Here is a 24623-nt window from a genome sequence, read left to right as displayed (position 1 = left end):
TAAGGCATACTTTAACCCTAAAAAGATTGTTTTCAACCGATTAATGCGTATCTTTGTAGCTGGCATGATAGTCCCCTATATGAAGATGAGTATCAAAGGATAATAGTACAGATAGGGGACTGTAATTCACATTAAAACAAACTGAAACATTATCAAAGAGAAAGAAGACTATGATAGCCTATCTTATTAGTGGTTTGAGGAGAACTCTATGTCTGTCTCTCCTTATGCTTGGCTCTGTGCGCTCTATGGCACAAGAGGCGATTGACTACTCACCAGATGCACCCGGCGCAACGACTGGTGTCGACATCATGAAGCAAGGAAAGATTGATTGGGAGACAGGTATCGGACTCGAATGGGACAGGAGGAACGGCGAATACGCACGTACCTTCACTATCAACACATCTATGTTTCGACTCGGACTGACACCTCAGGCGGAAGTGAGACTACAGATTGATGAATGTATTACTCATACGCCTGAAGGGAACTTTGGAGGTATCGCTAATGCCACTATCGGTACGAAAATCAAGGTATATGAGGGTGGGAAGGTGTTTCCAAAGGTTGCCTTTATGGGCACGATGCTCATCCCTGGCGGTAGTAACGCACACTATCTACCTAAGCATTTGGGCTTTCAAGCTCACCTCTTGTTCGAAAACGAGCTGAGTAGTAAGTTCACCTTAGGCTATGATTTGGGAGCTGAATGGAACGGAGACACCGAGAGTCCCGACCTTTTCCTTGGTGCTAACCTCACGTATCAACCGTCAGAAAGATGGAGTTTCTTCGTTGAGAGCTATAATAGATATAACTCAAAACGACAGGACGATTGGGCTAAACCAGGACAAGACAGCCACTTCAACTTTATGAGTGAGGCGGGATTGGCTTATAAGGTATCACCACGTCTGTACGTAAACACTTTCTATGACATCTCTTTCAACGAGTTCTCACGATACAGTAACATTGGTTTAGGCGTTGCGTGGCTGCTGAATTAAGCGAAAGAGGGGAGTCAGGAAGGAACTTTTCTATCCATAATATAGATATAATTCGAATTTATTTCTTAATTTTGTGACGATATAAATTAGGGGTATTGTGCCCCTATACTTTTGTAAAAAGACGATGAAATTCAAGTATGACGTACTTGTTATCGGCGGTGGACACGCAGGTTGTGAGGCTGCAACAGCAGCTGCCAACATGGGTGCAACGACCTGTTTGGTAACAATGGATATGAATAAAATCGGTCAGATGAGCTGTAATCCAGCTGTCGGAGGTATTGCTAAGGGTCAGATAGTCAGAGAGATAGATGCTCTTGGAGGCCACATGGGACTGGTTACCGATGCTACAGCGATTCAATTTCGTATGCTGAACCGATCTAAAGGACCTGCCGTTTGGAGTCCACGAGCACAGTGTGATCGTGGTAAATTTATCTGGGAATGGCGCACAATACTCGACCATACGGACCACCTCGACATCTTTCAGGATCAAGCCGACGAGTTGTTGGTAGAGAATGATAAGGTGTTGGGTGTCAAGACAATATGGGGTATTGACATCTATGCACGTACAGTGGTTATCACAGCAGGAACTTTCCTCAACGGACTGATGCACATCGGTAAGCGAAAGGTGGAGGGTGGACGATGTGCAGAACCTGCTGTTCACAACTTTACAGAGAGCATTACGCGCCATGGGATTCGTGCTGACCGCATGAAGACGGGTACTCCTGTACGCATTGACCGCCGTTCGGTACACTTTGATGAGATGGAACCACAACCGGGAGAGACCGACTATCATCAGTTCTCTTTCTATGGTCCGCATCGTCATCTACCACAGTTGCCTTGCTGGACGTGTAATACGAATGAGGAAGCACATGAGGTTTTGCGACGTGGAGTGGCTGACTCTCCCCTATTCAATGGGCAGATTAAGAGTACAGGACCACGCTATTGTCCTTCGATAGAGACGAAACTTGTAACCTTCCCAGACAAGAATAGCCATCCTCTCTTCCTCGAGCCAGAGGGTGTTGACACGAATGAAATGTATCTGAATGGCTTCTCTTCGAGTATGCCTTGGGATATTCAGTTGGAAGCTATACACAAGATTCCTGCGCTGCGTGACGCTAAGATTTATCGTCCCGGCTATGCTATCGAGTATGATTACTTTGATCCTACACAGCTGAAGCAGTCTTTGGAGTCGAAAGTCATCGAGGGTTTGTTCTTTGCTGGGCAAGTGAACGGTACGACAGGATACGAGGAAGCTGGCGGACAAGGCTTAGTGGCGGGTATTAATGCTGCCCTACTCTGTGCGGGTAAGGAGCCTTTCGTGATGAATAGAGACGAGAGTTATATCGGTGTGTTGATTGATGACCTCACGACAAAGGGCGTTGACGAACCTTACCGTATGTTTACTTCGCGTGCGGAATACCGTATTCTCTTACGCCAAGACGATGCAGATGCACGTCTGACGGAGCGTGCTTATAATATAGGTATAGCTAAACAGGACCGTTATGACTGGTGGATACAGAAGAAGGAGCATATCAATCGTATCCTTGACTTCTGTAATAACACTTCTGTTAAGCCCGAGGTTGTCAATGGATTCTTGGCTCAGTTGGGCACTTCTCCTATCAAGGGAGCAACGAAGATAGTTGACCTTGTTGCACGTCCACAGGTCAACTTTGATAATCTTTCGGCTGTTGTTCCAAGTTTGAAGGAGGCTATCGAGGCTTCTCCTAACCGTAAAGAAGAGATTGCCGAAGCTGCAGAAATAAAACTGAAGTACAAGGGATATATTGAACGTGAACGTGTGTTCGCTGAGAAGATGCACCGACTTGAAGATATAAAAATCAAAGGACACTTTAAGTATAGTGAGCTGCATGACCTCTCAACAGAGTGCCGACAGAAGTTAGAACAAATCCAACCGGAGACGCTCGCACAGGCAAGTCGCATCCCAGGAGTAAGCCCAAGCGATATTAATGTGCTCCTTGTCTTGATGGGGAGATAATGTCTTCGGGTCTCAACAGTACAAAAATGTGAACAAGAGAGGCCTCAGATAAGGTAGAGAAAGGCCTCGTTTCACGTGAAACAATTGCATAAAACAAAACTATATAACAATCTGAAAATGAACAAAAAACTATTATTAGACAACCTGAGATGTATCCCAGATTGGCCTATCAAGGGAGTTAATTTCCGTGATGTGACTACCCTATTCAAATCGCCAGAGGCTCTCAAGGAGATTACGGACGAGATGGTCGACTTATACAAGGATAAGGGTGTGACCAAGATCGTGGGTATCGAGAGTCGTGGCTTCGTCATGTCGTCTGCCATAGCGACCCGTTTGGGTGCTGGTATCGTACTCTGTCGTAAACCGGGAAAGCTTCCTTGTGAGACTATTCAAGAGAGTTACCAGAAGGAGTATGGCGTAGATACGATAGAAATTCATAAGGATGCTATCGACGAGAACGACGTTATTCTGCTCCATGATGACCTCCTTGCAACAGGTGGAACGATGAAGGCTGCATGTGACTTGGTTAAGAAGTTCAATCCTAAAAAGGTGTATTGTAATTTCATCATCGAACTCCATTCGGAATTTCCTAACAGCCGTGAACAGTTTGATAAGGATATTGAAATTAGTTCTTTGCTCCAATTCTAACAAACAGACTGTGATGAGAAACGTTCTTTCCTACCCCATATATATAAGGTGGAAAAGCTGAATTATATAAAAGGTGAGAATGAGATAAATTCAAATCAAGGAGGAGCAGCCAACACTAAGGGTCGCTCCTCTTTGCTTTAAGAAGTTGTCCAAGAAGATAGAACTTATCTTCCTAAAACAAAGATAACGTCCCCTATTATCCTCGCTGACGCTTAGCAGGATTCATAACAACGTGGAACACGATTCATGTTCCACGTGAAACAAATCGTCTTAAAAGCCCTTTGTACAAAGGAGTTACGCCAAATGAATAAAGAAGAGAACTTGAAGCGAATAGCTTACCTTAAGAACATTGTACTCAATATGCCAGAGAAACCGGGTACATATCAGTTCTATGATAATGAGAAAACAATTATCTATGTGGGTAAAGCGAAGAACCTTAAACGGAGAGTATCATCTTATTTCCATAAAGAGGTAGACCGTTTCAAAACGAAGGTGTTGGTTTCTAAGATTCATGACATCTCATATTCTGTTGTTAAGACAGAGGAAGATGCACTTCTAATAGAGAACCAACTTATCAAGCAATACAAGCCGAAATACAATGTGTTACTCAAAGATGGCAAGACTTACCCAAGTATTTGCGTAACGAATGAGTATTTTCCTCGTATCTTCAAAACACGTACTATCAATAAACGCTATGGTACTTTTTATGGTCCTTATAGCCATATTGGTAGTATGTATGCTATTCTTGATATTATTAAGAAGGTATATAAACCGCGTACTTGTCGCTTCCCTATTACGAAAGAAGGTATCGAACAGGGTAAATACAAACCTTGCTTAGAATATCATCTACATAATTGTGGTGCACCATGTATCAATAAACAGAGTTATGAAGATTATCAAGAAGCTATAAAACAAGCACGAGAAGTATTGAAGGGAAATACGCGTGATGTTCAAAAACTCCTCAAACTAGAAATGGAAAAGTATGCCGAAGAATTGCGCTTTGAGGATGCAGAGATATGTAAACAACGTTATCTGGCTCTCGATAACTTCGCTGCAAAGAGCGAAATAGTAAGTTACACGATTACAGATGTTGATGTTTTCACTATCGTAAGTGATGATTCAAGAAAGAATGCGTTTATTAATTATATCCATGTAACTAATGGTGCAATCAATCAAAGCTTTACTTATGAATACAAGAGAAAGCTCGATGAAACCGATGAAGAGTTGCTTAACGAGGCTATACCAGAGATACGAGAACGCTTCAACAGTACTGCAAAAGAGATTATCGTACCTTTTGAACTTGACTTTAAGGTGAAAGATGCTGAATTCTTCATACCTCAACGTGGTGATAAGCATCATCTATTAGAACTCTCTGAGATGAATGCTAAACAGTATAAGTTCGACCGATTAAAACAGACTGAGAAGCTTAATCCTGAACAGAAACAGACACGTTTGATGCGAGAACTGCAAGAAAAGCTGAAATTATCGAAGCTCCCTTACCACATAGAGTGCTTTGATAACTCTAATATCTCTGGTTCGGACGCTGTCGCAGGATGTATTGTTTATAAAGGGATGAAGCCCTCTAAGAAGGATTATCGCAAATATAACATCAAGACAGTGGTAGGTCCTGACGACTATGCGTCCATGCAGGAGGTCGTAAGACGACGTTACAGCCGTATGCAAAAGGAGGGGTCTCCACTACCCGACCTCATCATTACCGACGGTGGAAAGGGTCAAATGGAGGTGGTAAGAGAGGTTGTTGAAGACGAGCTCCACCTGAATATCCCTATTGCCGGACTGGCGAAAGACGACCGTCACCGCACAAATGAACTCCTCTTCGGCTTTCCTCAGCAAACAATAGCACTCGACATCAAGGGCGAACTATTCAAGGTTCTTACACAGATACAGGATGAAGTGCATCGTTTCGCTATCTCTTTCCATAGAGATAAACGCTCTAAATCACAACTGCACAGCGAGTTGGACGATATAAAAGGTATCGGACCGAAGACAAAGGATGCATTATTAAAGGCTTTAAAGACCGTAAAAAGAATCAAAGAAACTGATATTCAAGTACTTACAAACACCATCGGAGCAAGTAAAGCAACCATTGTCTATAATTATTTCCATGCCAATCAGTAACTAATTAAAATAAATATTGTACATTTGCGATATGAGAACTGTAATACAACGGGTCACCCAAGCGTCTGTTACTATCGGTGAACAAGTAAAGTCTTCAATAGGGACAGGATTACTGATCCTATTAGGCATTGGGAAAAACGATACTGAAGAAGATATAAACTGGCTGGTAAAGAAGATCATAGGTTTACGTATTTTCGACGATGAAATGGGCGTAATGAACCGCAGCATCATGGATGTTAATGGTGAAATACTCGTCGTCTCACAGTTCACACTCATGGCAAGTTATAAGAAAGGGAACCGTCCGAGCTGGATTAACGCAGCCCCTCATGAAATCTCAATACCGCTCTATAATCACTTTTGTGACGCCCTAAGCAAAGCTATGGGCAAGCCCATTGGCACAGGAGAGTTCGGTGCTGACATGAAAGTAGAGCTCCTCAATGATGGTCCTGTAACAATCTGTATGGATACAAAGAATAAGGAATAGAAGGCAGATGCCTCATTCCCACACATTTAATAGATACTGATTAAAGTGCTTTGAAGGCAATATAACAGCCAAAAACAACGATGGATTCGATGATTTTTATCGTTATTACCAACAAAGACTGCAAACCCTATGTTACCTTTCAAGCACAGAGAAGCTACGTAAAACATTCATCCAATAAATAAAGAAATCATAGACAATGACAATAGAAGAAGCACAACAAGCCGTTGACAAATGGATAAAAGAGAACGGCGTACGCTATTTTAGCGAACTGACAAACATGGCCTGCCTCGCAGAAGAGGTTGGTGAATTGGCACGTGTGATGTCCCGTACCTACGGAGACCAGAGCTTCAAGGAGGGAGAAAAGGCTAACTTAGGAGAAGAAATGGCTGACGTTCTATGGGTACTTCTATGCCTCGCCAATCAAACTAATGTCAATCTCACAGAGGAACTACGCAAGAGTTTCGACAAGAAAACCATCCGCGACAAGGAAAGACATAAAAACAATCCTAAGTTGAAATAGGTCTATTATAGCCGATAAAATAGACTATAATACAAAAAATAAGGGTGATTTAGGGGAAAGAAAAGGCTGGTCTTGATAGCAACAAAAGCTATCTTTAAACTTAAGCGACGGACACAACGCACGTTAAAGAATGCAAGTACACCTCTACCCCATCCTCATTCTATACAGAACTAAAAGTAAACAATATAATTAAAAAGAATCATGGGAACAATTAAAGACACTGTTTCAAAAGACATCCAGGCACAAAAAGCCGCTGGGATAGTCGAAAAGAGCGAGTACGATCAAGCCTTATCTCAGTACAACCTTAACATCATTGACGAGGAAGTAAAGGCAGCTGTAACAAAGATAATAGCTGAGAAAGTATCAGAGAACGACAATCTCGAAGTAAAGAAATTCCTATTGGGTAGCGTTGAACTTACAACCCTCAGCACAACAGACACAGAAGAGAAAGTACTCGAAATGGTAGAGAAAGTGAACCGTTTCGACAGTGAGTACCCTGATCTTCCTCATGTTGCAGCCCTCTGCGCCTACCCTTGTTTTACTAAATTAATGGCAGACAGCCTTGAAATAGACGGTGTTGACATTACAAACGTGACGGGTAACTTCCCGTCTTCTCAAACCTTCTTAGAGGTGAAAACCATTGAAACAGCACTCGCAATAAAGGATGGAGCAACTCATATAGATATCGTTATGCCAGTAGGTAAGTTCCTTTCTGGTGATTACGAGGGCGTATGCGACACCATCAACGAGCTTAAACAAGTGTGCGGAGACGTACCAATGAAGGTTATTCTTGAGACTGGTGACCTTGGCAATGCACGCGCTATCAAGACCGCCTCCCTCCTCTCTATGTATGCTGGAGCAGACTATATAAAGACAAGTACAGGCAAGGAGAAGATTAGTGCAACGCCTGAGTCTGTTTATGTAATGTGCCAGGCTATTAAGGAGTATTACGATAAGACAGGCATACAGATTGGTTTAAAACCAGCCGGAGGCATAAATACAGTAATGGACGCAGTCATCTACTACACCATTGTTAAGGAAATTCTCGGTGAGAAATGGCTCACCAACTATTGGTTCCGCATGGGTACCAGCCGTCTGACCAACCTATTACTAAGTGAAATTATCGGTACTGAGACCAAATTCTTCTAACCTTTTCTATCATCTTGTCTGTGCAAAGCAATAGCATAGACAAGGATAAGGTAAAATAAAAAGAACTATCAAGGGGCATCCACAAGGCATGCCCCTTTGTTGTATATAAGCATGAAAGAAAACGACAAATAAGCCAACCTTTAGAGAAGAAGAAATTCGATTATATTTTATAATATAGTCTATAATACTTTTATATATAGTTTATATTATCGAAAAAAGTCGTAAAAAAGACCATAGAAAACCGTCCGTAAAAGAGGAGAAAAGGCCAAGAAAATTACACAAAAATAGTAAGAACAACTATAAAAAAAGCATCTCCTTTCCCCTTATGTAGAGTAAATAAGACAACACAGAAAAGCCTTATAGAACTCACTAAAGAACATTATTGAAATTAGATGATAGTCAGATAATATCATTATAAGCACATATCACTATCAACTAATCAATAGAATATATTGTAAAAGATGATGATCAGCACTGATGTTAAACCATCTGTCTCCTTATGTAAGGCTATTCTCCTTATCTTACAAAGTCCTAACACGTATATTATCAACAAATAGTCCTATAAATATTAGACAACAGCTACATCTATAAAAGGCATAAAAAGAATTTCTCTTTATGTGATGTATAATCCATCGACATAAAGAGAAACTATTTAAATCACCCCAAAAAATAACCTTATTAACGATGAAAAGGGACTTTTTAGTATTGCGATAGCCTAATTACTTCTTCCTTTTAATAACGTAATCAAGGTAAGCCTGCAGCGAAGAACGGATACTATCACTCTTCACATAGTTATCAATGAAGGTCTGAGCTTCAGCATGGAAGTCCCACATACGACGTTCTGCATATTCAATACCCCCGTTTTCTTTCGCAAAACTCACCATTTTGTCGATTTCATCGCGTGTCACTTCACGTGACTTAACTTTACGAGCTAAATTCAACATATCCTCGTTTTTTGTCGAATTCAACGCATATATAATAGGTAGGGTAAGCTTCCCTTCCGCCATATCATTCCCCGTTGGTTTACCAATCTCAGCCTCAGAGTCATAATAATCAAAGATATCATCACGAATCTGGAACACTATTCCGAGGTGTTTACCAAATAGTCTTGCAGCTTCAACCTCCTCTTCAGAGGCATTGGCCGACTCAGCCCCGATAGCAGCACATGCTTCAAAAAGCGCAGCCGTCTTACGTTCAATAATCTTATAGTAGACCTCCTCCGTGATAGCCTTACTCTGAATATTCGAAAGCTGAAGAATTTCTCCGTCACTCAACGTACGTCCTAACTCCGCCAAACGACGTACGATAATCTCAGCATGCGTGTAACTAACATGTAACAAGGCCGTTGAGAGAACATAATCACCCACCAAGACAGCCACCTTATTATCATAGTCAGCATTCACACTTGCCTGTCCCCTGCGTGCATCAGCTTCGTCGACAACATCGTCATGAACAAGTGATGCTGTATGCAAAAGCTCCAATCCCACAGCTGCATGCTGTGTTGCTTGAGAGACCTTACCAAAGTTCTTAGCCATCAGGAGGATTAGAATAGGGCGCATACGCTTCCCAGCACGTTGCTTAATATGGTTAAGTACCGTCTGCAACAAGCCATCCTCATGGTCGAGAGCATGATTGAAAAGGTCGATGAAATCGGCTAATTCTGTCTCAATTGGCTGTTTTATGAGTGAAAGAGTATCCATTTTTGACTTGAAATTTGATACAAATTTACTCATTTTATCGGAGATTATGGAAGAAAATTAGTAATTTTACAGCATAAACAGAATAATTAGTTATGTCGAAACTCTTTCTTATTGATGCCTACGCGCTCATCTATCGTTCCTATTACGCATTCCTTAGGAACCCTCGTATAAACTCGAAAGGACTAAATACATCCGCTATCATGGGCTTTTGTAACACACTTAATGAAGTGCTTACAAAGGAGAGTCCAACGCATATCGGTGTAGCCTTCGACCATGGAAAGACTTTCCGCCATGATGCCTTCCCTGAATATAAGGCACAACGAGAGGAGACACCAGAGGACATCAAGCTCTCTGTGCCCCTTATCAAGCAGATACTTGAGGCGATGCACATCCCTATTCTACAGGTAGATGGCTTTGAGGCTGATGATATCATCGGTACTGTAGCAACACGTTTTGGCTCCGATGGAATCGAGACTTTTATGCTTACGCCCGATAAGGACTATGGTCAACTCATCGGTCCTAACGTCTTTATGTATCGTCCTCGCCATGGTGGCGGCTATGAGATAATAGGAGAAAAAGAGGTAGGAGACAAGTATGGCATCCCTACCCCAGCCCAGGTCATCGACCTCTTGGCGTTGATGGGCGACACAGCCGACAACTTTCCAGGTTGTCCGGGCGTCGGTGAAAAAACAGCAGCCAAGTTAATTAATCAGTTCGGAAGCATTGACAACATGCTTCAACACACCGACGAGATAAAAGGTAAACTACGTGAGAAAGTAGAGAATGCCGTTGAAGACATAAAGATGTCTAAGTTCCTCGCCACGATTCGAACTGATGTTCCAATGCAACTCGATTTAGATGAACTCAAAGTAGAGCAACCCGACGAGGCTAAATTGCGTACGATATTTGAAGAGTTAGAGTTTAGGACACTTATTAACAAGTTTCTTAACAAAGGTGAAGTAAAGTCAAAAACCGACAACAATCAGCTTGATTTATTTGCAGAAAACACGGCCAATGAGTCAAGTGAACCCAAATTTGCGAAATATGAGTGCATAAAAACGACTCAACATGAGTATCAACTAATTGAGAATGAGGGCGAATTACGTCGATTATGTGACTTTTTTATTACAAAGAAGTTTGTTAGTATAGACACAGAAACGACCTCAACCGATGCTATTAGCGCCGAATTAGTAGGTTTAAGCTTCTCAGCTGAGGAAAGCAAGGCCTTTTATGTCCCCGTACCAGCCAATTACGAAGAAGCGTTAAAAGTCGTTCAAATATTTAAACCACTATATGAGAGCGACAAAATCATGAAAATCGGACAGAACATCAAGTATGACTATGAAGTATTAACCCACTATGGAGTGACCATACAAGGAAAGATGTTCGACACGATGATTGCCCACTACCTCATCCAACCAGAGTTACATCATAACATGGACTATCTGGCTGAGACCCTTCTTGGTTATCAGACGATACACATAGAAGAGCTGCTCGGTCCAAAAGGAAAGAAGCAGAAGAACATGCGCGACCTCTCTCCTACTGACATCTATCAGTATGCTGCAGAGGATGCAGACATCACCTTGCGACTGAGAAACGTACTTGAGCCTCGATTAAAGGAGCTTGGCGTCGAAGAACTCTTCTGGAATATAGAGATGCCCTTGGTCCGTGTATTAGCAGATATGGAACTAAACGGCGTCTGCTTAGACACTGAAGCACTGCAAGATACGTCAAAGATATTCACTGAACGTATGAAAGAATACGAGCAGGAAATATACAAGGAGGCTGGTGAAGAGTTCAATATCTCAAGTCCAAAACAAGTGGGTGACATCCTCTTTGGTAAGTTGCAGATTATGGACAAACCTAAGAAGACAAAAACAGGACAATACGTGACGAGTGAGGAGGTGCTTCAGAGTCTTGAAAATAAAAGTCCTATCGTACGTAATATCCTTAATTACAGAGGGATGAAGAAACTTCTCAGTACGTATATTGACGCACTTCCAAAGTTGATAAACCCACGTACAAGACATATCCACACATCGTTTAATCAGGCACTTACAGCCACAGGGCGACTCTCTTCGAGTGATCCTAACTTACAGAATATACCTGTACGCACGGATGATGGTAAGGAGATACGTAAGTGTTTCATCCCAGAAGAGGGTTGTCTGTTCTTTTCAGCAGATTATAGTCAGATTGAGTTACGCATTATGGCCCACCTTTCTGAGGACGAAAACATGATGGAAGCCTTCCGTGAGGGGCATGACATCCATCGTGCAACGGCTGCAAAGATATGGCATGAGGACATCGATAAGGTCACTGACGCACAGCGAAAGAAGGCAAAACAAGCCAATTTCGGTATTATTTATGGTATCACCACCTACGGACTTGCCCAGCGCATGGACATCTCAAATACCGAGGCAAAAGACCTCATACAAGACTACTTCCGCACATTCCCAAAGGTACAAGCCTATATGGAACATGCGAAAGAGGTGGCAAGAGCCAAAGGCTATGCTGAAACACTCTTCCATCGCCGCCGCTATCTGGCTGATATCAACAGCCGTAACGCCACCGTACGTGGGTTTGCTGAGCGTAATGCCATCAACGCACCGATACAGGGAACGGAGGCAGATATCATCAAAGTGGCAATGGTACGCATCTGGGAACGATTTAAGAAAGAAGGAATCCGCTCAAAGATGATTCTTCAGGTACATGATGAACTTAACTTCTCCGTCTACCCAGAAGAGCGCGAACAGGTGGAACGCATTGTCATTGAAGAGATGCAGAACGCATATCCACTGAACGTCCCACTGATAGCTGATGCCGGATGGGGCAAAAACTGGTTAGAAGCACATTAAAAAGAAAAGGCCTCCCCTTGTCCCTCTGAAGGCAGGGGGAGGCTTACAAAAAGAGGTATAAGGAGTATATAGAAAATCAAATAATGCTTCTTTTATAGACTATAATAAGTATAATAATAGACTATAATAATCAACTAAGCATAAGAAAAGGCTTTATTACGTCCTTATAAAGCATCCCCATGAGTACTGATAAGGCCAATTAGATAGCTAAAAAATAGGCTATACTGTCGCAAAAGAAAAGGATTAAGACCCTACCCTACCCCTTTCATCGAATTTTGTTCATGACAAGAAAGAATTATTTTCACGACAAGAAATATTTTTTTTCATGAAGAAAAATATTTTTTTTCATGAAAATAAATTAGAGAGGGGGGCTGAAAGATGAGAATAAAGGAGGATGAAAAGTCACCTTACTAATCATGCACAGAATACAAGGAAGGGCCTATCATGCAGCTTAAAAGCAGTGTTAAAATATAGAAAAAGGCTACTCGTTTAGCTTTTTTGGCGTAATTTTGCAATTTAATCAACCAGAGAAATTGAATGAGTCTTACTAATATAGTAAACAAGTTGTACTTCCATCCACGGCGTAAGGAGCTTGAGCACTACCTCACGGATGGAGAGGCTATCCAGCGGGAAGTCATGCAATACCTCGTTGAACGAGCCAAAGACACCGAATACGGACGCAAACATCTCTTCTCAACGATAAAGTCATACGAAGATTTCACACAGAACATTCCAGTCAACACATACGAGGAATTGAAGGGTGACATCGACCGTATGCGCCATGGAGAACGCAATATTCTATGGCCAGGACAGGTGAGATGGTATGCTAAGTCGTCTGGTACAACAAACGATAAGAGTAAGTTCATTCCTGTTTCCCACGAAGGATTACAGACAATTCATTACCAAGGTGGAAAGGACGTTATCGCTTACTACCTTAGTAATCACCCAGAGAGTAGACTCTTCAACGGTAAGAGTCTTATCTTAGGTGGGAGCCATTCTCCAAACTACAACTTATACAACTCTCTTGTAGGCGACCTAAGTGCTATCCTCATAGAGAACATCAATCCACTCGCAAACCTGTGCCGTGTACCTAAGAAATCAACAGCTTTACTGAGCGATTTCGAGGTGAAACGCGACCGAATTGCACAGGAGACTCTCAAGCAGAACGTGACCAATCTATCCGGTGTTCCGTCTTGGATGCTCTCTGTCATAGTACGTGTTCTTGAATTGAGTGGTAAACAACACTTAGAAGAAGTATGGCCTAATTTAGAGGTGTTCTTCCATGGTGGCATTGCCTTCACACCCTATCGTGAGCAGTATGAACAGCTCATTACCAAGCAAGGGATGAACTATATGGAGACATACAATGCCTCTGAGGGCTTCTTTGGAATACAGGATGATCCAACAGACAGCAGTATGTCGCTCATGCTCGACTATGGCGTATTCTACGAGTTCTTGCCTATGGACGAGTTTGAAAGTGAACATCCGAATATCGTCCCACTGTCGGGTGTGGAGATAGGGCGCAACTATGCGATGCTGATTAGTACTGCTTGTGGCCTATGGAGATACGAGATAGGAGACACAGTACAGTTCACTTCGACCAATCCTTATAAGTTTGTTATCACCGGAAGAACCAAGTATTTCATCAATGCTTTTGGTGAAGAGCTCATCATGGACAATGCCGAGAAGGGGCTCGAAGCCGCTTGCAAGGCCACTGGCGCACAGCTATCTGACTACACAGCAGCCCCAATGTATATGGATGCGAAAGCTAAATGTCGTCATCAGTGGCTCATTGAGTTTGCGAAAGAACCCTCTTCACTTGACGAGTTTGCTAAGGTTCTTGATGACAAACTACAAGAGGTAAACTCTGACTATGAGGCGAAACGTTTTCATAACATTACCCTTCAACCACTTGAGATAATAGTTGCACGCAAGGATCTCTTCAATGACTGGCTCAAAATAAAGGGTAAGCTCGGTGGTCAACATAAGATTCCACGCCTTTCAAACAGCCGTAACAACCTTGAAGAACTACTGAGTATGAACCAGCAAAAGACTACAGAGTAAAAAGGATAAAACAACCTTTATGAGGTAAAAAGCAAAAGGGTAAACAAGTAAAACCAGCGATATGAAGAAACAACAACAGAGATATTGCCAAGAAGTTATGGGTGGAAGGGATGGCCTTTCAGCTAAGGTTAGTCCTTACCTTGCGGTGTTCTACCAACCAAAGGTTTTACTTCTTTTCCTTTTTACCATACTCCTTTTGACACTGTCGTCCTGTGCGAAGATGAGACAACCAGATGGTGGATGGTACGATGAAACCCCACCAAGAGTGTTGGCTGCCTCCCCTTCTGAACGAGCAACTGATGTAAACAGTAAGAAGGTGAACATCTATTTCAACGAGTTCATCAAGTTAGACAACGCATCTGAGAAGGTTGTCGTATCGCCTCCACAGATAGAAGCACCCGAAATAAAGGCTACAGGAAAGCATATCACAGTGAGTCTGCAAGACAAGCTACAGCCAAACACCACCTACACCATCGATTTCTCTGATGCTATCTCAGACAATAACGAGGGCAATCCATTAGGGAATTACACCTACAGCTTCTCTACTGGCGATCATATTGATACCCTTGAGGTGTCTGGCTACGTGTTAGAAGCAGAGAACCTGGAGCCTGTGAAGGGTATTCTCGTGGGTCTTTACAGTAATCAGAACGACTCTGCTTTCGAGAAACTACCTATGCTTCGCGTCTCACGTACCGATAGTCGTGGTCGCTTCAGCATACGAGGTGTTGCCAAGGGAGACTACCGCATTTACGCTTTACAGGACATGGACGGTAACTATAGGTACAATCAAAAGAGCGAGAAATTGGCCTTCACGCCCGAAGTCATTATGCCTTCATGGAAGCCAGATATACGACAAGACACACTCTGGATTGACTCTTTGCATATTAAAGACATCAAACAGGTGCCTTACACCCATTTCCTTCCAGATGATGTGGTGCTGAATTCCTTTACACCTACGCAGACTGACCGTTTCTTCCTCAAGTCTGAACGCAAGGAGCCAAACCATTTCACGCTCTTTTATAGCTATGGTGATGCCGACCTCCCACAGCTTAAAGGACTCAATTTCAATGCTAAAGACGCCTTCATAACAGAGCCAAGTCTGAACCAAGACACCATCATCTATTGGCTTCGTGATACGGCCCTTGTCAATCAAGACACGCTGCGAATGCAGATGACCTATAACATGACGGACAGTATGGGTAAACTTGTGCCTAAGACAGACACGCTGGAGATACTCTCAAAGGTGCCCTACGCAAAACGTCTGAAGCGTCAACAAGAAGAGTACGACAAGTGGTTTAAGAAGCAGGAGAAGGCCAAAGAACGTGGAAAAGACTTCCAAACGGCTATGCCGGTCACACCTTTAGAGGTAAGATACAATGTCTCCTCGCAAATGGACCCAGACCAAAACCCAACGTTCGAGCTCCCTACTCCACTTGAAAAGACCGATACCTCCAAGATACATCTCTATGAGAAGATAGACTCTATGTGGTATCGAGCGAAATACAGCTTCGGTGCCGAACCTGGTAGACCACGGTTAATGAAACTCGTCAGCACCTGGGATCCGGGTCATGAATATAGTCTTGAGGTCGACTCAGCAGCCTTCACAGATATCTATGGAAAGGTGTCTGCAAAGTATAAACAGGGCATCCGTATCCCATCAATAGACGAGTATGGCACGTTGATGATGACCTTACAGGGCATGGAAGGTAAGAATTGCCTATTGCAACTACTCAATGAAAGCGACAAGCCTGTGAAGGAGACGTATGCAAAGAACAATCAAGCGACCTTCCACTACGTAAAGCCTGGGGTCTACTACCTACGTGTCATCGTCGATGAAAACGACAATGGTAGATGGGATACAGGTGATTATGCGACCCAGCGACAGCCCGAAGCCGTCTATTACTACCCCAAGTCTATCGAGTGTAAGGCCAAGCGTGACGTACAGGGTACGTGGAATCCGCATCTACTCCCACTCTACAAGCAGAAGCCGGGAGCCATAACAAAGCAGAAGGCTGATGCCCAGCGCAAGATAAAGAGGCGTAATGCCGAACGCGCTCGCAGCCTTGATATCCCTCTACCTGCCGACCTCATCAACACAGCTCATTAGAGACAATAGAAATAATAACGCACGAAACGCAGGTTTATCACAACCTATCAATATCCATAAACGCCCTCGTCTATCCCCTACTCTATTAAGTTTTAGGGTCGACGAGGGCATTTTTAATTCTTATATATATCCCTGTGTAATGGTCAAACCAATTATCTACATATCGTCCAAAGATAAACAACCAAGACTTAACTTATAGCTCCGAAACTCTGAACAGTTCTGCAATAGATTATCTACCTTAGCCCGAAGGATATCCTCGTCATATTTGTTAGCATTGCGTTTCACCTCATACACCCATGCAACCTTATCTATTTCGTTCACAGCAATAAGGTCTATTTCATTCTCGCCCTTGCGGTCCCAGTACTTTCCTATCCGTGTATAATCACCTGTCTCACGCAGTTTACGCTCAAAATACCTTTCTAACATGAAGCCTTCAAGTATGTTGATATCACGTTCGATAAGGCGTGCAAGTTGCTTCAAAGCACCATTCTCAACGAAAGCCTGATACTTGAAGAAGAAACGAAACCACAATGTAAGGAAATTATCGCATAGTGTGTAGCGCACCTTCCGAGAATTACTCTTTGCGAAAATAGGCTGATGACGTTCTATCAAACCATAATACTTCTCCAGTCGTTCAAGGTAGCTTCCAATGCCACTGGCCTCCATTCCGATCTTATTCTCTATCTCTTTACGCGTAAGTTGACCCTCAGATATACAAATAAGAATAGAAAAGTAAATGGAGTAATCAGCCCCAAACTCCTCTATCAAAACGTTCTTGCCCTCATTGATAAAAGGCGAATTGACCTCCGTAAGCATACTGTATATCGACTTTCTTACCGTCCGCTTGTTATCCATCAGTAAACTGATATACCATGCTACCCCACCCGATACAGTGAAGAGTGCCAATAAGTCCTCTGCAGTATAGGATGGATTAAAGTCACGAAGAATCTCCTTTAAGGTGTCAGTAGTAAAAGGCTGCAGATTTATAATGCGTCCTGCACGTGAGAAAAGTGGCTCCTTACTATCCTCAAATAGCTTATGCATCATCGAATAAATCGAACCACTAACTATCAAATTAAGGTGACTTCCACCCTTATTCAAGTCCCACTCACGTTGTAACTCACTGAATATAGAGGAATTAACACGCCCGAAGTCCTGAAACTCATCGATGATTAAAGTGAAAGCACGTGTCTTAGACAATTCCATCACATGATGAAAGAGCTTTGAAAAAGATGTATATCGTCCAATAGGAACCTGCAGTGTCTCTTCTATCACAGCACGAAAATCATCACACAACAGTGCTTCCGACTTACGTGCTACGAAGAAATAAAGCAGCGTAAGGCGCTCTCCACCCTTCAAGGTAAGCTCGGTCTTGCCAATACGTCTACGACCAATCAGCACCGTCATTTGGGCCTCTTGGTGGCTCAATAGCTCTACATCAGAGAGCAGTTTTAGTTCATTAATTCTATCATAAAACCTCATAAACATTCCTTTTTAGTAATAGCTATTACCGTAATAGTCATTACTTTATTTTGCAAAGATACTCTCTTTTATTGATAAAAGCAAGTAAATCAGTTACTTTCAACCCTCATCAATATTGCATACAAGTATCAACAAACACCTCGAAATAGGCTTTTAGGTGTGATAAAAGTAAGGTAAACAACCCATAAGATTTCTTTTCATGAATTTATTTTCATGAAAAAAAATATTTTTCTTCATGAAAATAAATATTTCTTGTCATGAAAAAAATTCTTTCTCTTCATGAAAATAATTCGATAAAGCGTATCAGTTCAAGTTTATATCACACTGTTCGGCTATTGAGTAAACATGGGGAAAGAGACATCAAAAGACCTATAAGGAGTGCTTAGGAAGCCAAAGAATAAGACAGACAGCACTCAATAGGAACCATTAACATGGCGTTAAAAATAGAGAAACAACAACATATCCGTCCTTGTCAAGTGTTACCAAGAAGATAGCATACATACGAAGATTGCGATTTTCAGCTTTCTTTTGTCTTATTTCAAGCGTTTTATCTGTTCGCCTTCAGCATACCAAACACCATCACAACCGATTTTCTCAGCCTTTGGGAGCAAAGATTTCAACTGCTTTTTGTTCGTTATCTCTTCGTTAAAAAGGAGCTAATGCCTCTTTCCTATCATAAATGATAAGTAGCGATAGACGATTGCAACAATACAGCTTGCCACTACGCAGACCAAAGCATAGGCTATCAGTACGCTATAATAAGCCCCATGATAGTCTACTCCCACCTTCTCAAGTGCTAAAGATAAGCAAAGGGGAACACCTCCACAGACGAAATAATAAACAATACTATGTGCTCCAACCCACTCTAATGGTTTATACCTTGGCAGTTGCTTACAAACATTAACAAGTAAGAAAATGCTCGTCAACATATCAAGAAAGAATAGGAAATAAGAATCTATACTCAATGGGTATATCATCGTATGCATCCCTTTGCACGTTGCATAACCTTTTATTATTATAAGGGATATAAAGAGAAATGATGTGTATAATGGTGTGTTGATACGGTTGAAAACTTCTTTCCAAAGATGATAAAACCATCCGATATAAAGGAAAAGAACTGCTTGCAGGGCATTGTTGATACACCAAGGATAATCAGTGGATTGTTTCGTTAAAAGTATCGAACCAACAAAAGCACAAGAGGAGAGAATGAATAAGGGTATTACTTTTCCACGAGTTATCCACAAGAAAAGGCTGAAAACAATTTCAGAAACTACCAAAGCAGTAATAAACCAAGAGGCTCGTCCTGTCAAGATAGGTAATAATAAACTCTCCCAGTCTAAACTATGACCATGTACTAAGGCTTTCGGAAGTGCCAAAACTATAGTAAATAGAAAATAAGGAAGAAGTAAACTATGTCCTAATGAAACCATCTTACGCTTCATAGAAAAGCCTTGCTGCTTGTACATTAGGTATCCTGACAGAAAGAAAAAGACGATTAGAACATTCGAAACATACCAATCATAAGGAATAAGATTACCTCCTGTATAATAGATTTCAGTATGATCCAATAATATTGCCAACATACAGAAACCTCGTAGCATGTCTATCCAACGTTCCCTCTCTACCTTCATTTGCTCTATTGACAAACCTCCATTATAAGTGTCCTTATAGTAAGATTATTATAAATTCACTAATACTTCCTCTCTATCTAACAATCGCCACCTTACAAACAACGCCATTGTTACCATCCTCATCAGCACTTTCAACCATGTAAACACCTGATGCAACGGGTTTACCAGACTTGTCTTTGCCATCCCAAACAAAGCTACCACCATTGCTAATACCTGCTGCAACGAGTACGCCATTTGTAGTGACAATCTTTACATCAGCGTTCATTGAGAGTCCAACAATGGTGATTGAGCCTGTATAACCAGGCCTAACTGGATTTGGATAAGCGTATGTTTTGTCCTCACTCGGTTGGTCGGATGGTGTCGTCGCATCGCTCATATAAGAGCATAAACCCTTGTCCGTGCCGAAGAATACTTCGCCTGTTGCGTTGTTGATAGCGATAGAAAGGATATTATCCGATAGAAGCAGACTATTTGAAGAAAGGATATGTTTCACCTGTGTCATGTTATCGGCACTAATAAGATAAACACCATTCGCCTTTGTTCCAAACCATTTTCTGCCTCCTCCATCAATAGCCATACAGGTGACATCAATGCCTGACAGAAGGTAATCGGCAAGATTGGTACCATCGTTACGAGGCACTTTCACCTGCGTAAAAACAGCTGTTTCAGGGTTATCAATAGCCGATCGAGACAAGAGAAGTGGTCCTATTGTAGTCGTAACCCATACATCTCCATTCGACAAAGGCGTCACACTATGGGGTACTAAGTCTAAGCTCGAACCATCCTCATTGACAAATCGAGTGAAAGAAAGCAACTTGTCGGTTGCAGGTTGGTAACAGAACAAAGCCGGATAGTCCCAGTGATCATTACAGAACCATAAGTTATTGCGGTTATCGAAGACCATACTTGTTAGGACAGAGCCCCCTACTCCATTCTTCATAAGGGCTGGCTTACTGAAAGAAGTCATCTGTCCATCAGCCGAAAGACGCAAGAGATTCTCTCTGGAGGTTTGACTGTTCAATATCCAAAGGTTGCCTTTATTATCGAAACAAAGTCCATTAATAAGCACATAATTGTTTCCTAACTCTCGTCCTCGGTCCATTGCGCCTTGCAACAAACTGTTGTCTTTGTTGTAATAAGCCTTTAACTGCCCATCAAGGAACTCGTATAAGCCTGTCCTTCCACCAACAAATACATGGTTTGCGTTGCGTGGATTGACTGCAAGAACATTATTATCAAGATAGTCATAGCCCGTTTTTAACGATAGATTCTCTTGATAATTCGTCCACTCGCCATCGTGTAGAATCTGCACAGCACCAGGTGTATTAGAATCTCCATAACCTGATTTAAACATACCAGGGACGCTATATAAGCGGTTATTAAGGTATTGGATATAGGTAAAACCATTATACTTTGGACCTCCAGGATTCAATGTTTTCGCTTGATTAAGGAGGTTTGCATCCATCGTCTTCGGTCTTTCCACATAGCCACCAACTCGTGTCCAGTTGTTCTTATCGAGCAAGTTTGCCGTTAACAGAGCACGATATAGCCCATTAGACTGGCTTGCGGCATAGATGTAAGAACCATCTATATAACTGTAATTAACGGGAAAGGAGAGGTTGTAACTGTCGCTTATTTCTGCCTTAGCAACATTCAGTTTGACAAGTCCGAAACCTGTTGAAAGATAGCAATAAGCCCCATTCATATCAATATTATAGACCGTTTTGTCGGCAGTCAAAGCTTTTAAATAATAGTCGGGTACGTTCGTTACATTCCCCTTAGCGTCCAGTAGATCGATATTACCGTCTTCATAGACAATAACAAGGCGCTTGGCGACTTCATTCCAACCAATGTATCGGATATCAATAGAGCTTAGCCCGTTCTGTCTATCGTATGCCTGAATACTTTGATCAGTCTTATTATAGGTGTAAAGGGCATTAGATGCAAGTACATATAACCGATTGCCTCCTTGCTCAACCCATTGTATATTGGCATAAGAAAGGTAAGATTTCCATGTCCCGATACCTCCTGCAATAGCTGAGAGAGAGAATATAAGAATGATAAAAGATAGAATAATTCGTTTTATTGTCATAGTGGATTCTTGTCGAAATGAATATTATCTTGTTTGCTGCTCAAGGCTTATATAATACATGAGCTTATATACATTAAACAGAAAAATACTTGGTTTATTGCCTTGTAAAAGTTTCTTTACCTTCTTGCCAAACAATTTATTAATTATTAGAACAACCTTCAGTAGATGAGATAGAACCACCCTATCTCTCGCTTCTAACAACTTAGAATATCCTTTCAGTAGCATCTGGTACTCATAAAGAGTTCGTAAAGACTCCTCTGTCTTATCTATAAACAATGTGTTATTTTCATAGTCGGTTAGGGTTATGGGATTATTAATATGGATTATCTGAACCCCGTTCTCTTCAAGAGTCTTACCCCACAATACATCTTCATAACCATAATGAGTGAGCTTCTCGTCAAATGGATATTGTACAAAAACAGCTCTTTTTACTATAAAATTGGTAGTGCGGAAACTTTGAAAAGGTCTCTTCTGTCTATCACTCAAACTATGCTTTCGTTCGAAAGCACACTCATATTTATATCTAAGATTCCCTTTCCATTGTTCTGGATTGCCACCTATTCTGATGCCACCAACGACTACATCGCCTTCTGCTTGCATATATCTACGAATGAAATCGGGGTTATCAAGGGATAAGTCACCATCTATGAAGAGGATACGATCACCCTTTGATTGTGAGAAAAGAAAGTTGCGTATGGCTGACCGACCGACATTCTCCTGCCTTATAATATACCGCACGCCCTCTAACTGAACAATGCCTTTGTTACGCTCAACAATGTACTGATTCGTTTTATCAGCCATTGTCCCATCGTCCGCCACGATAATCTCATACGCAATACCACACTCCATACATTGCCGTTGGAGCTCTGTTACCAAAGCCACACAGCTACATTTATAAACAGGAAGGAGTATCGATAGCATGTAGACGAATACTTTAGTAAGATGAAGATAAGTACTCTGCTAACTTCTTTACAGCCCTTGCACGATGGGAAATCTGGTTCTTTATCTCCTCACCTAACTCTGCAAAACTCTTGTCATAACCCTCTGGAATGAAGATAGGGTCATATCCGAAGCCCTCCGTTCCATGCTTCTCGGTAGCGATTCTACCCTCTACCTTACCCTCAAACTGATGTTCTACACCATCAATGATGAGTGAGATAATGGTGCGAAAGCAGGCTTTACGATTGGCTTTCCCTTCTAAGTTTGCCAATAGCTTACACATATTCGCCTCGCTATCGTGGTCAGTTCCCTCTGCATAACGAGCTGAATGTACACCGGGTTCACCACCGAGCGCCTCCACCTCAAGTCCAGTATCGTCAGCAAAACAGTTCTGACCGTAGTGTTCAACGACGTAAGAAGACTTCTGACGTGCATTCTCCTCCAGTGTTGCCCCAGTCTCAAGGATATCCTCATGACAACCAATCTCAGCCAAAGAAACGATTTCAAAGTCCTTTCCAAGGATGTCCTTTATCTCTTCGAGCTTATGTTTATTATTCGTTGCAAATACTATTTTCATCTTTATAAAACATTTTTAGAATGCTAAAAGAGCTATATTTGAAAGTCCCAAGTCTTACTCTAACAACAAGAACGCACGGTTCGTATGTCCTTAAAAGTTTATTTTCAGTGGACACACGAGCCATGCGTCCCTACTAATTAGCAGCTAGAACACAGCTCTACTGTCTATTTATTTCTGTTCATTCGCAGGCTTTTTCATGGCTTCAGCCAACTTCTTTTCCTGCTTTTTCATTTCCTTTTTAGCCTTAATCTTTATCTGATCGAAACCTTCACCATAGACACCAATCACCGAACTCTGGCTTACAAAGGCGGTTGGGTCAACCATCTTGATGATACGGAATATAGTTTTACTCTCGTTACGCTTTGCCAACAAGCAGATAACCTTCATATCATTGCCCGTATACCAGCCGTGTCCGTCAAGGATGGTCAGGGCGTGTTCGGTCTCATCGACGATAGCCTTGGCTATTTCCTCATGTTTCCAAGAGAAAATCATGAACTGTACTGACTCGCGTCTCATGTTCATCACGTGGTCTAACATAAAACATTCGATGAACATCGTACAGTATCCAAAGACCATCTTATGTAGGCGCTCCATGATATCACCAAACTGTGGGAAGAAGAGACAGCTACCCACAATCAGAATATCGACGCCCATTAAGACTTGTCCTAACGAGATATCATGATACTTATTGACGCAGGCAGCAATGATATCCGTACCTCCCGTACTTCCATTATTTAGGAAGACAATAGCCAATCCCGTACCCGTTAGACAGCAACCTATTATCAATGACATAAAAGCCTGGTCCTCACCAAGCATCTTGACAAAGTGCCCTGTGGCATCTTTCGGCATCAAGTCCTGTGCAAAAATCAATAGGAAATAAAGAGCAAAGATGGCATAGATGGTCTTCATCAAGAACTTAAAGCCCAATATCTTCAGTGCAACAATCAGCAAGGAGACATTGATGATGATATAAGTGTTTTGTATCTTAAAGCCTGTAGCATAGTAGATAACAGCCGACATACCCGTCACTCCGCCCGTAACAATCTCATAAGGCATGAGGAAGATGGTAAAGGCTGCTGCATAGATAAGTAAGCCAACGGTCAAGAAAAAATAATCTTTGGCTTCGGATCGGATGAGTTGTTGATCAATGGTCATAGGCTCTTAGAATGGTTATAATGAAGAGGATGTATCGAAACACAGCTGTAGCGGTTCTTCACAAACGCACCTCACTTTCGTAGATGGCTCCCGCTTATA

Annotated in this window: 17 protein-coding genes; 10 read left to right on the top strand and 7 right to left on the bottom strand. The window is 41.9% G+C overall.

Going from position 1 to position 24623, the window contains the following annotated elements; genetic code table 11:
* Positions 1-170: 170 nt before the first annotated feature.
* The 7 genes from CHB62_RS03395 (at position 171) to deoC (ending at position 7922) form a co-directional block, all read left to right on the top strand.
* A complete protein-coding gene (locus CHB62_RS03395) occupies positions 171-986 on the top strand; it encodes a transporter (protein WP_089365710.1) in 816 nt (271 codons plus the stop codon).
* 124 nt (positions 987-1110) lie between these two features.
* Entirely contained in the window at positions 1111-2982 is a 1872-nt protein-coding gene (gene mnmG, locus CHB62_RS03390) for a tRNA uridine-5-carboxymethylaminomethyl(34) synthesis enzyme MnmG (protein ID WP_089365709.1), read from the top strand.
* Positions 2983-3099: 117 nt separating this feature from the next.
* Complete coding sequence (locus tag CHB62_RS03385) at positions 3100-3630, top strand: adenine phosphoribosyltransferase (protein ID WP_089365708.1); 531 nt, start codon at positions 3100-3102, stop codon at positions 3628-3630.
* 303 nt (positions 3631-3933) lie between these two features.
* Positions 3934-5769 carry an excinuclease ABC subunit UvrC gene (uvrC, locus tag CHB62_RS03380; RefSeq protein ID WP_089365721.1) on the top strand — a complete coding sequence of 612 codons (1836 nt, stop codon included), beginning with the start codon at positions 3934-3936 and terminating at the stop codon, positions 5767-5769.
* 31 nt (positions 5770-5800) lie between these two features.
* A complete protein-coding gene (dtd, locus tag CHB62_RS03375; RefSeq protein WP_089365707.1) occupies positions 5801-6253 on the top strand; it encodes a D-aminoacyl-tRNA deacylase in 453 nt (150 codons plus the stop codon).
* A gap of 196 nt (positions 6254-6449) precedes the next feature.
* Positions 6450-6773, top strand: a complete 324-nt coding sequence (locus CHB62_RS03370; RefSeq protein WP_089365706.1) for a nucleotide pyrophosphohydrolase — start codon at positions 6450-6452, stop codon at positions 6771-6773.
* Between the two features lie 201 nt (positions 6774-6974).
* Positions 6975-7922: a deoxyribose-phosphate aldolase gene (deoC, locus tag CHB62_RS03365; protein WP_089365705.1), complete on the top strand. Its 948-nt coding sequence runs from the start codon at positions 6975-6977 to the stop codon at positions 7920-7922.
* Between the two features lie 719 nt (positions 7923-8641).
* Here deoC and CHB62_RS03360 read toward each other — a convergent pair.
* Complete coding sequence (locus tag CHB62_RS03360) at positions 8642-9622, bottom strand: polyprenyl synthetase family protein (RefSeq protein WP_089365704.1); 981 nt, start codon at positions 9620-9622, stop codon at positions 8642-8644.
* A 92-nt stretch (positions 9623-9714) separates the two neighbouring features.
* Here CHB62_RS03360 and polA point away from each other — a divergent pair, with 92 nt between their 5' ends.
* The 3 genes from polA to CHB62_RS03345 all read left to right on the top strand — a co-directional run bounded on the left by polA (position 9715) and on the right by CHB62_RS03345 (position 16648).
* Positions 9715-12477 (top strand): DNA polymerase I, encoded by a 2763-nt coding sequence (gene polA, locus CHB62_RS03355; protein ID WP_089365703.1) that lies wholly within the window; start codon positions 9715-9717, stop codon positions 12475-12477.
* Positions 12478-13014: 537 nt separating this feature from the next.
* Complete coding sequence (locus CHB62_RS03350) at positions 13015-14541, top strand: GH3 auxin-responsive promoter family protein (protein ID WP_009012512.1); 1527 nt, start codon at positions 13015-13017, stop codon at positions 14539-14541.
* Between the two features lie 61 nt (positions 14542-14602).
* Entirely contained in the window at positions 14603-16648 is a 2046-nt protein-coding gene (locus CHB62_RS03345) for an Ig-like domain-containing protein (RefSeq protein ID WP_089365702.1), read from the top strand.
* A gap of 156 nt (positions 16649-16804) precedes the next feature.
* On the opposite strand, the gene CHB62_RS03340 is transcribed toward CHB62_RS03345, so the two are convergent.
* From CHB62_RS03340 to CHB62_RS03315, 6 genes are all read right to left on the bottom strand, one after another.
* Entirely contained in the window at positions 16805-18130 is a 1326-nt protein-coding gene (locus tag CHB62_RS03340; protein WP_089365701.1) for an ATP-binding protein, read from the bottom strand.
* 656 nt (positions 18131-18786) lie between these two features.
* A complete protein-coding gene (locus tag CHB62_RS03335; protein ID WP_089365700.1) occupies positions 18787-19761 on the bottom strand; it encodes an acyltransferase family protein in 975 nt (324 codons plus the stop codon).
* Between the two features lie 73 nt (positions 19762-19834).
* A complete protein-coding gene (gene porZ, locus CHB62_RS03330) occupies positions 19835-21853 on the bottom strand; it encodes a type IX secretion system anionic LPS delivery protein PorZ (protein ID WP_089365699.1) in 2019 nt (672 codons plus the stop codon).
* A gap of 24 nt (positions 21854-21877) precedes the next feature.
* Entirely contained in the window at positions 21878-22774 is an 897-nt protein-coding gene (locus CHB62_RS03325; protein WP_089365698.1) for a glycosyltransferase family 2 protein, read from the bottom strand.
* A 13-nt stretch (positions 22775-22787) separates the two neighbouring features.
* Positions 22788-23369, bottom strand: coding sequence for a non-canonical purine NTP diphosphatase (locus CHB62_RS03320; RefSeq protein WP_089365697.1), 582 nt, complete (start codon positions 23367-23369; stop codon positions 22788-22790).
* 168 nt (positions 23370-23537) lie between these two features.
* Entirely contained in the window at positions 23538-24524 is a 987-nt protein-coding gene (locus CHB62_RS03315) for a YitT family protein (RefSeq protein WP_089365696.1), read from the bottom strand.
* Positions 24525-24623: the final 99 nt, after the last annotated feature.

It is taken from the genome of Prevotella jejuni (genome assembly GCF_900187995.1).
Classification (GTDB): domain Bacteria; phylum Bacteroidota; class Bacteroidia; order Bacteroidales; family Bacteroidaceae; genus Prevotella; species Prevotella jejuni.
Note: the sequence above shows the minus strand (reverse complement) of the source record. Positions and strands in the feature narration are given on the sequence as shown.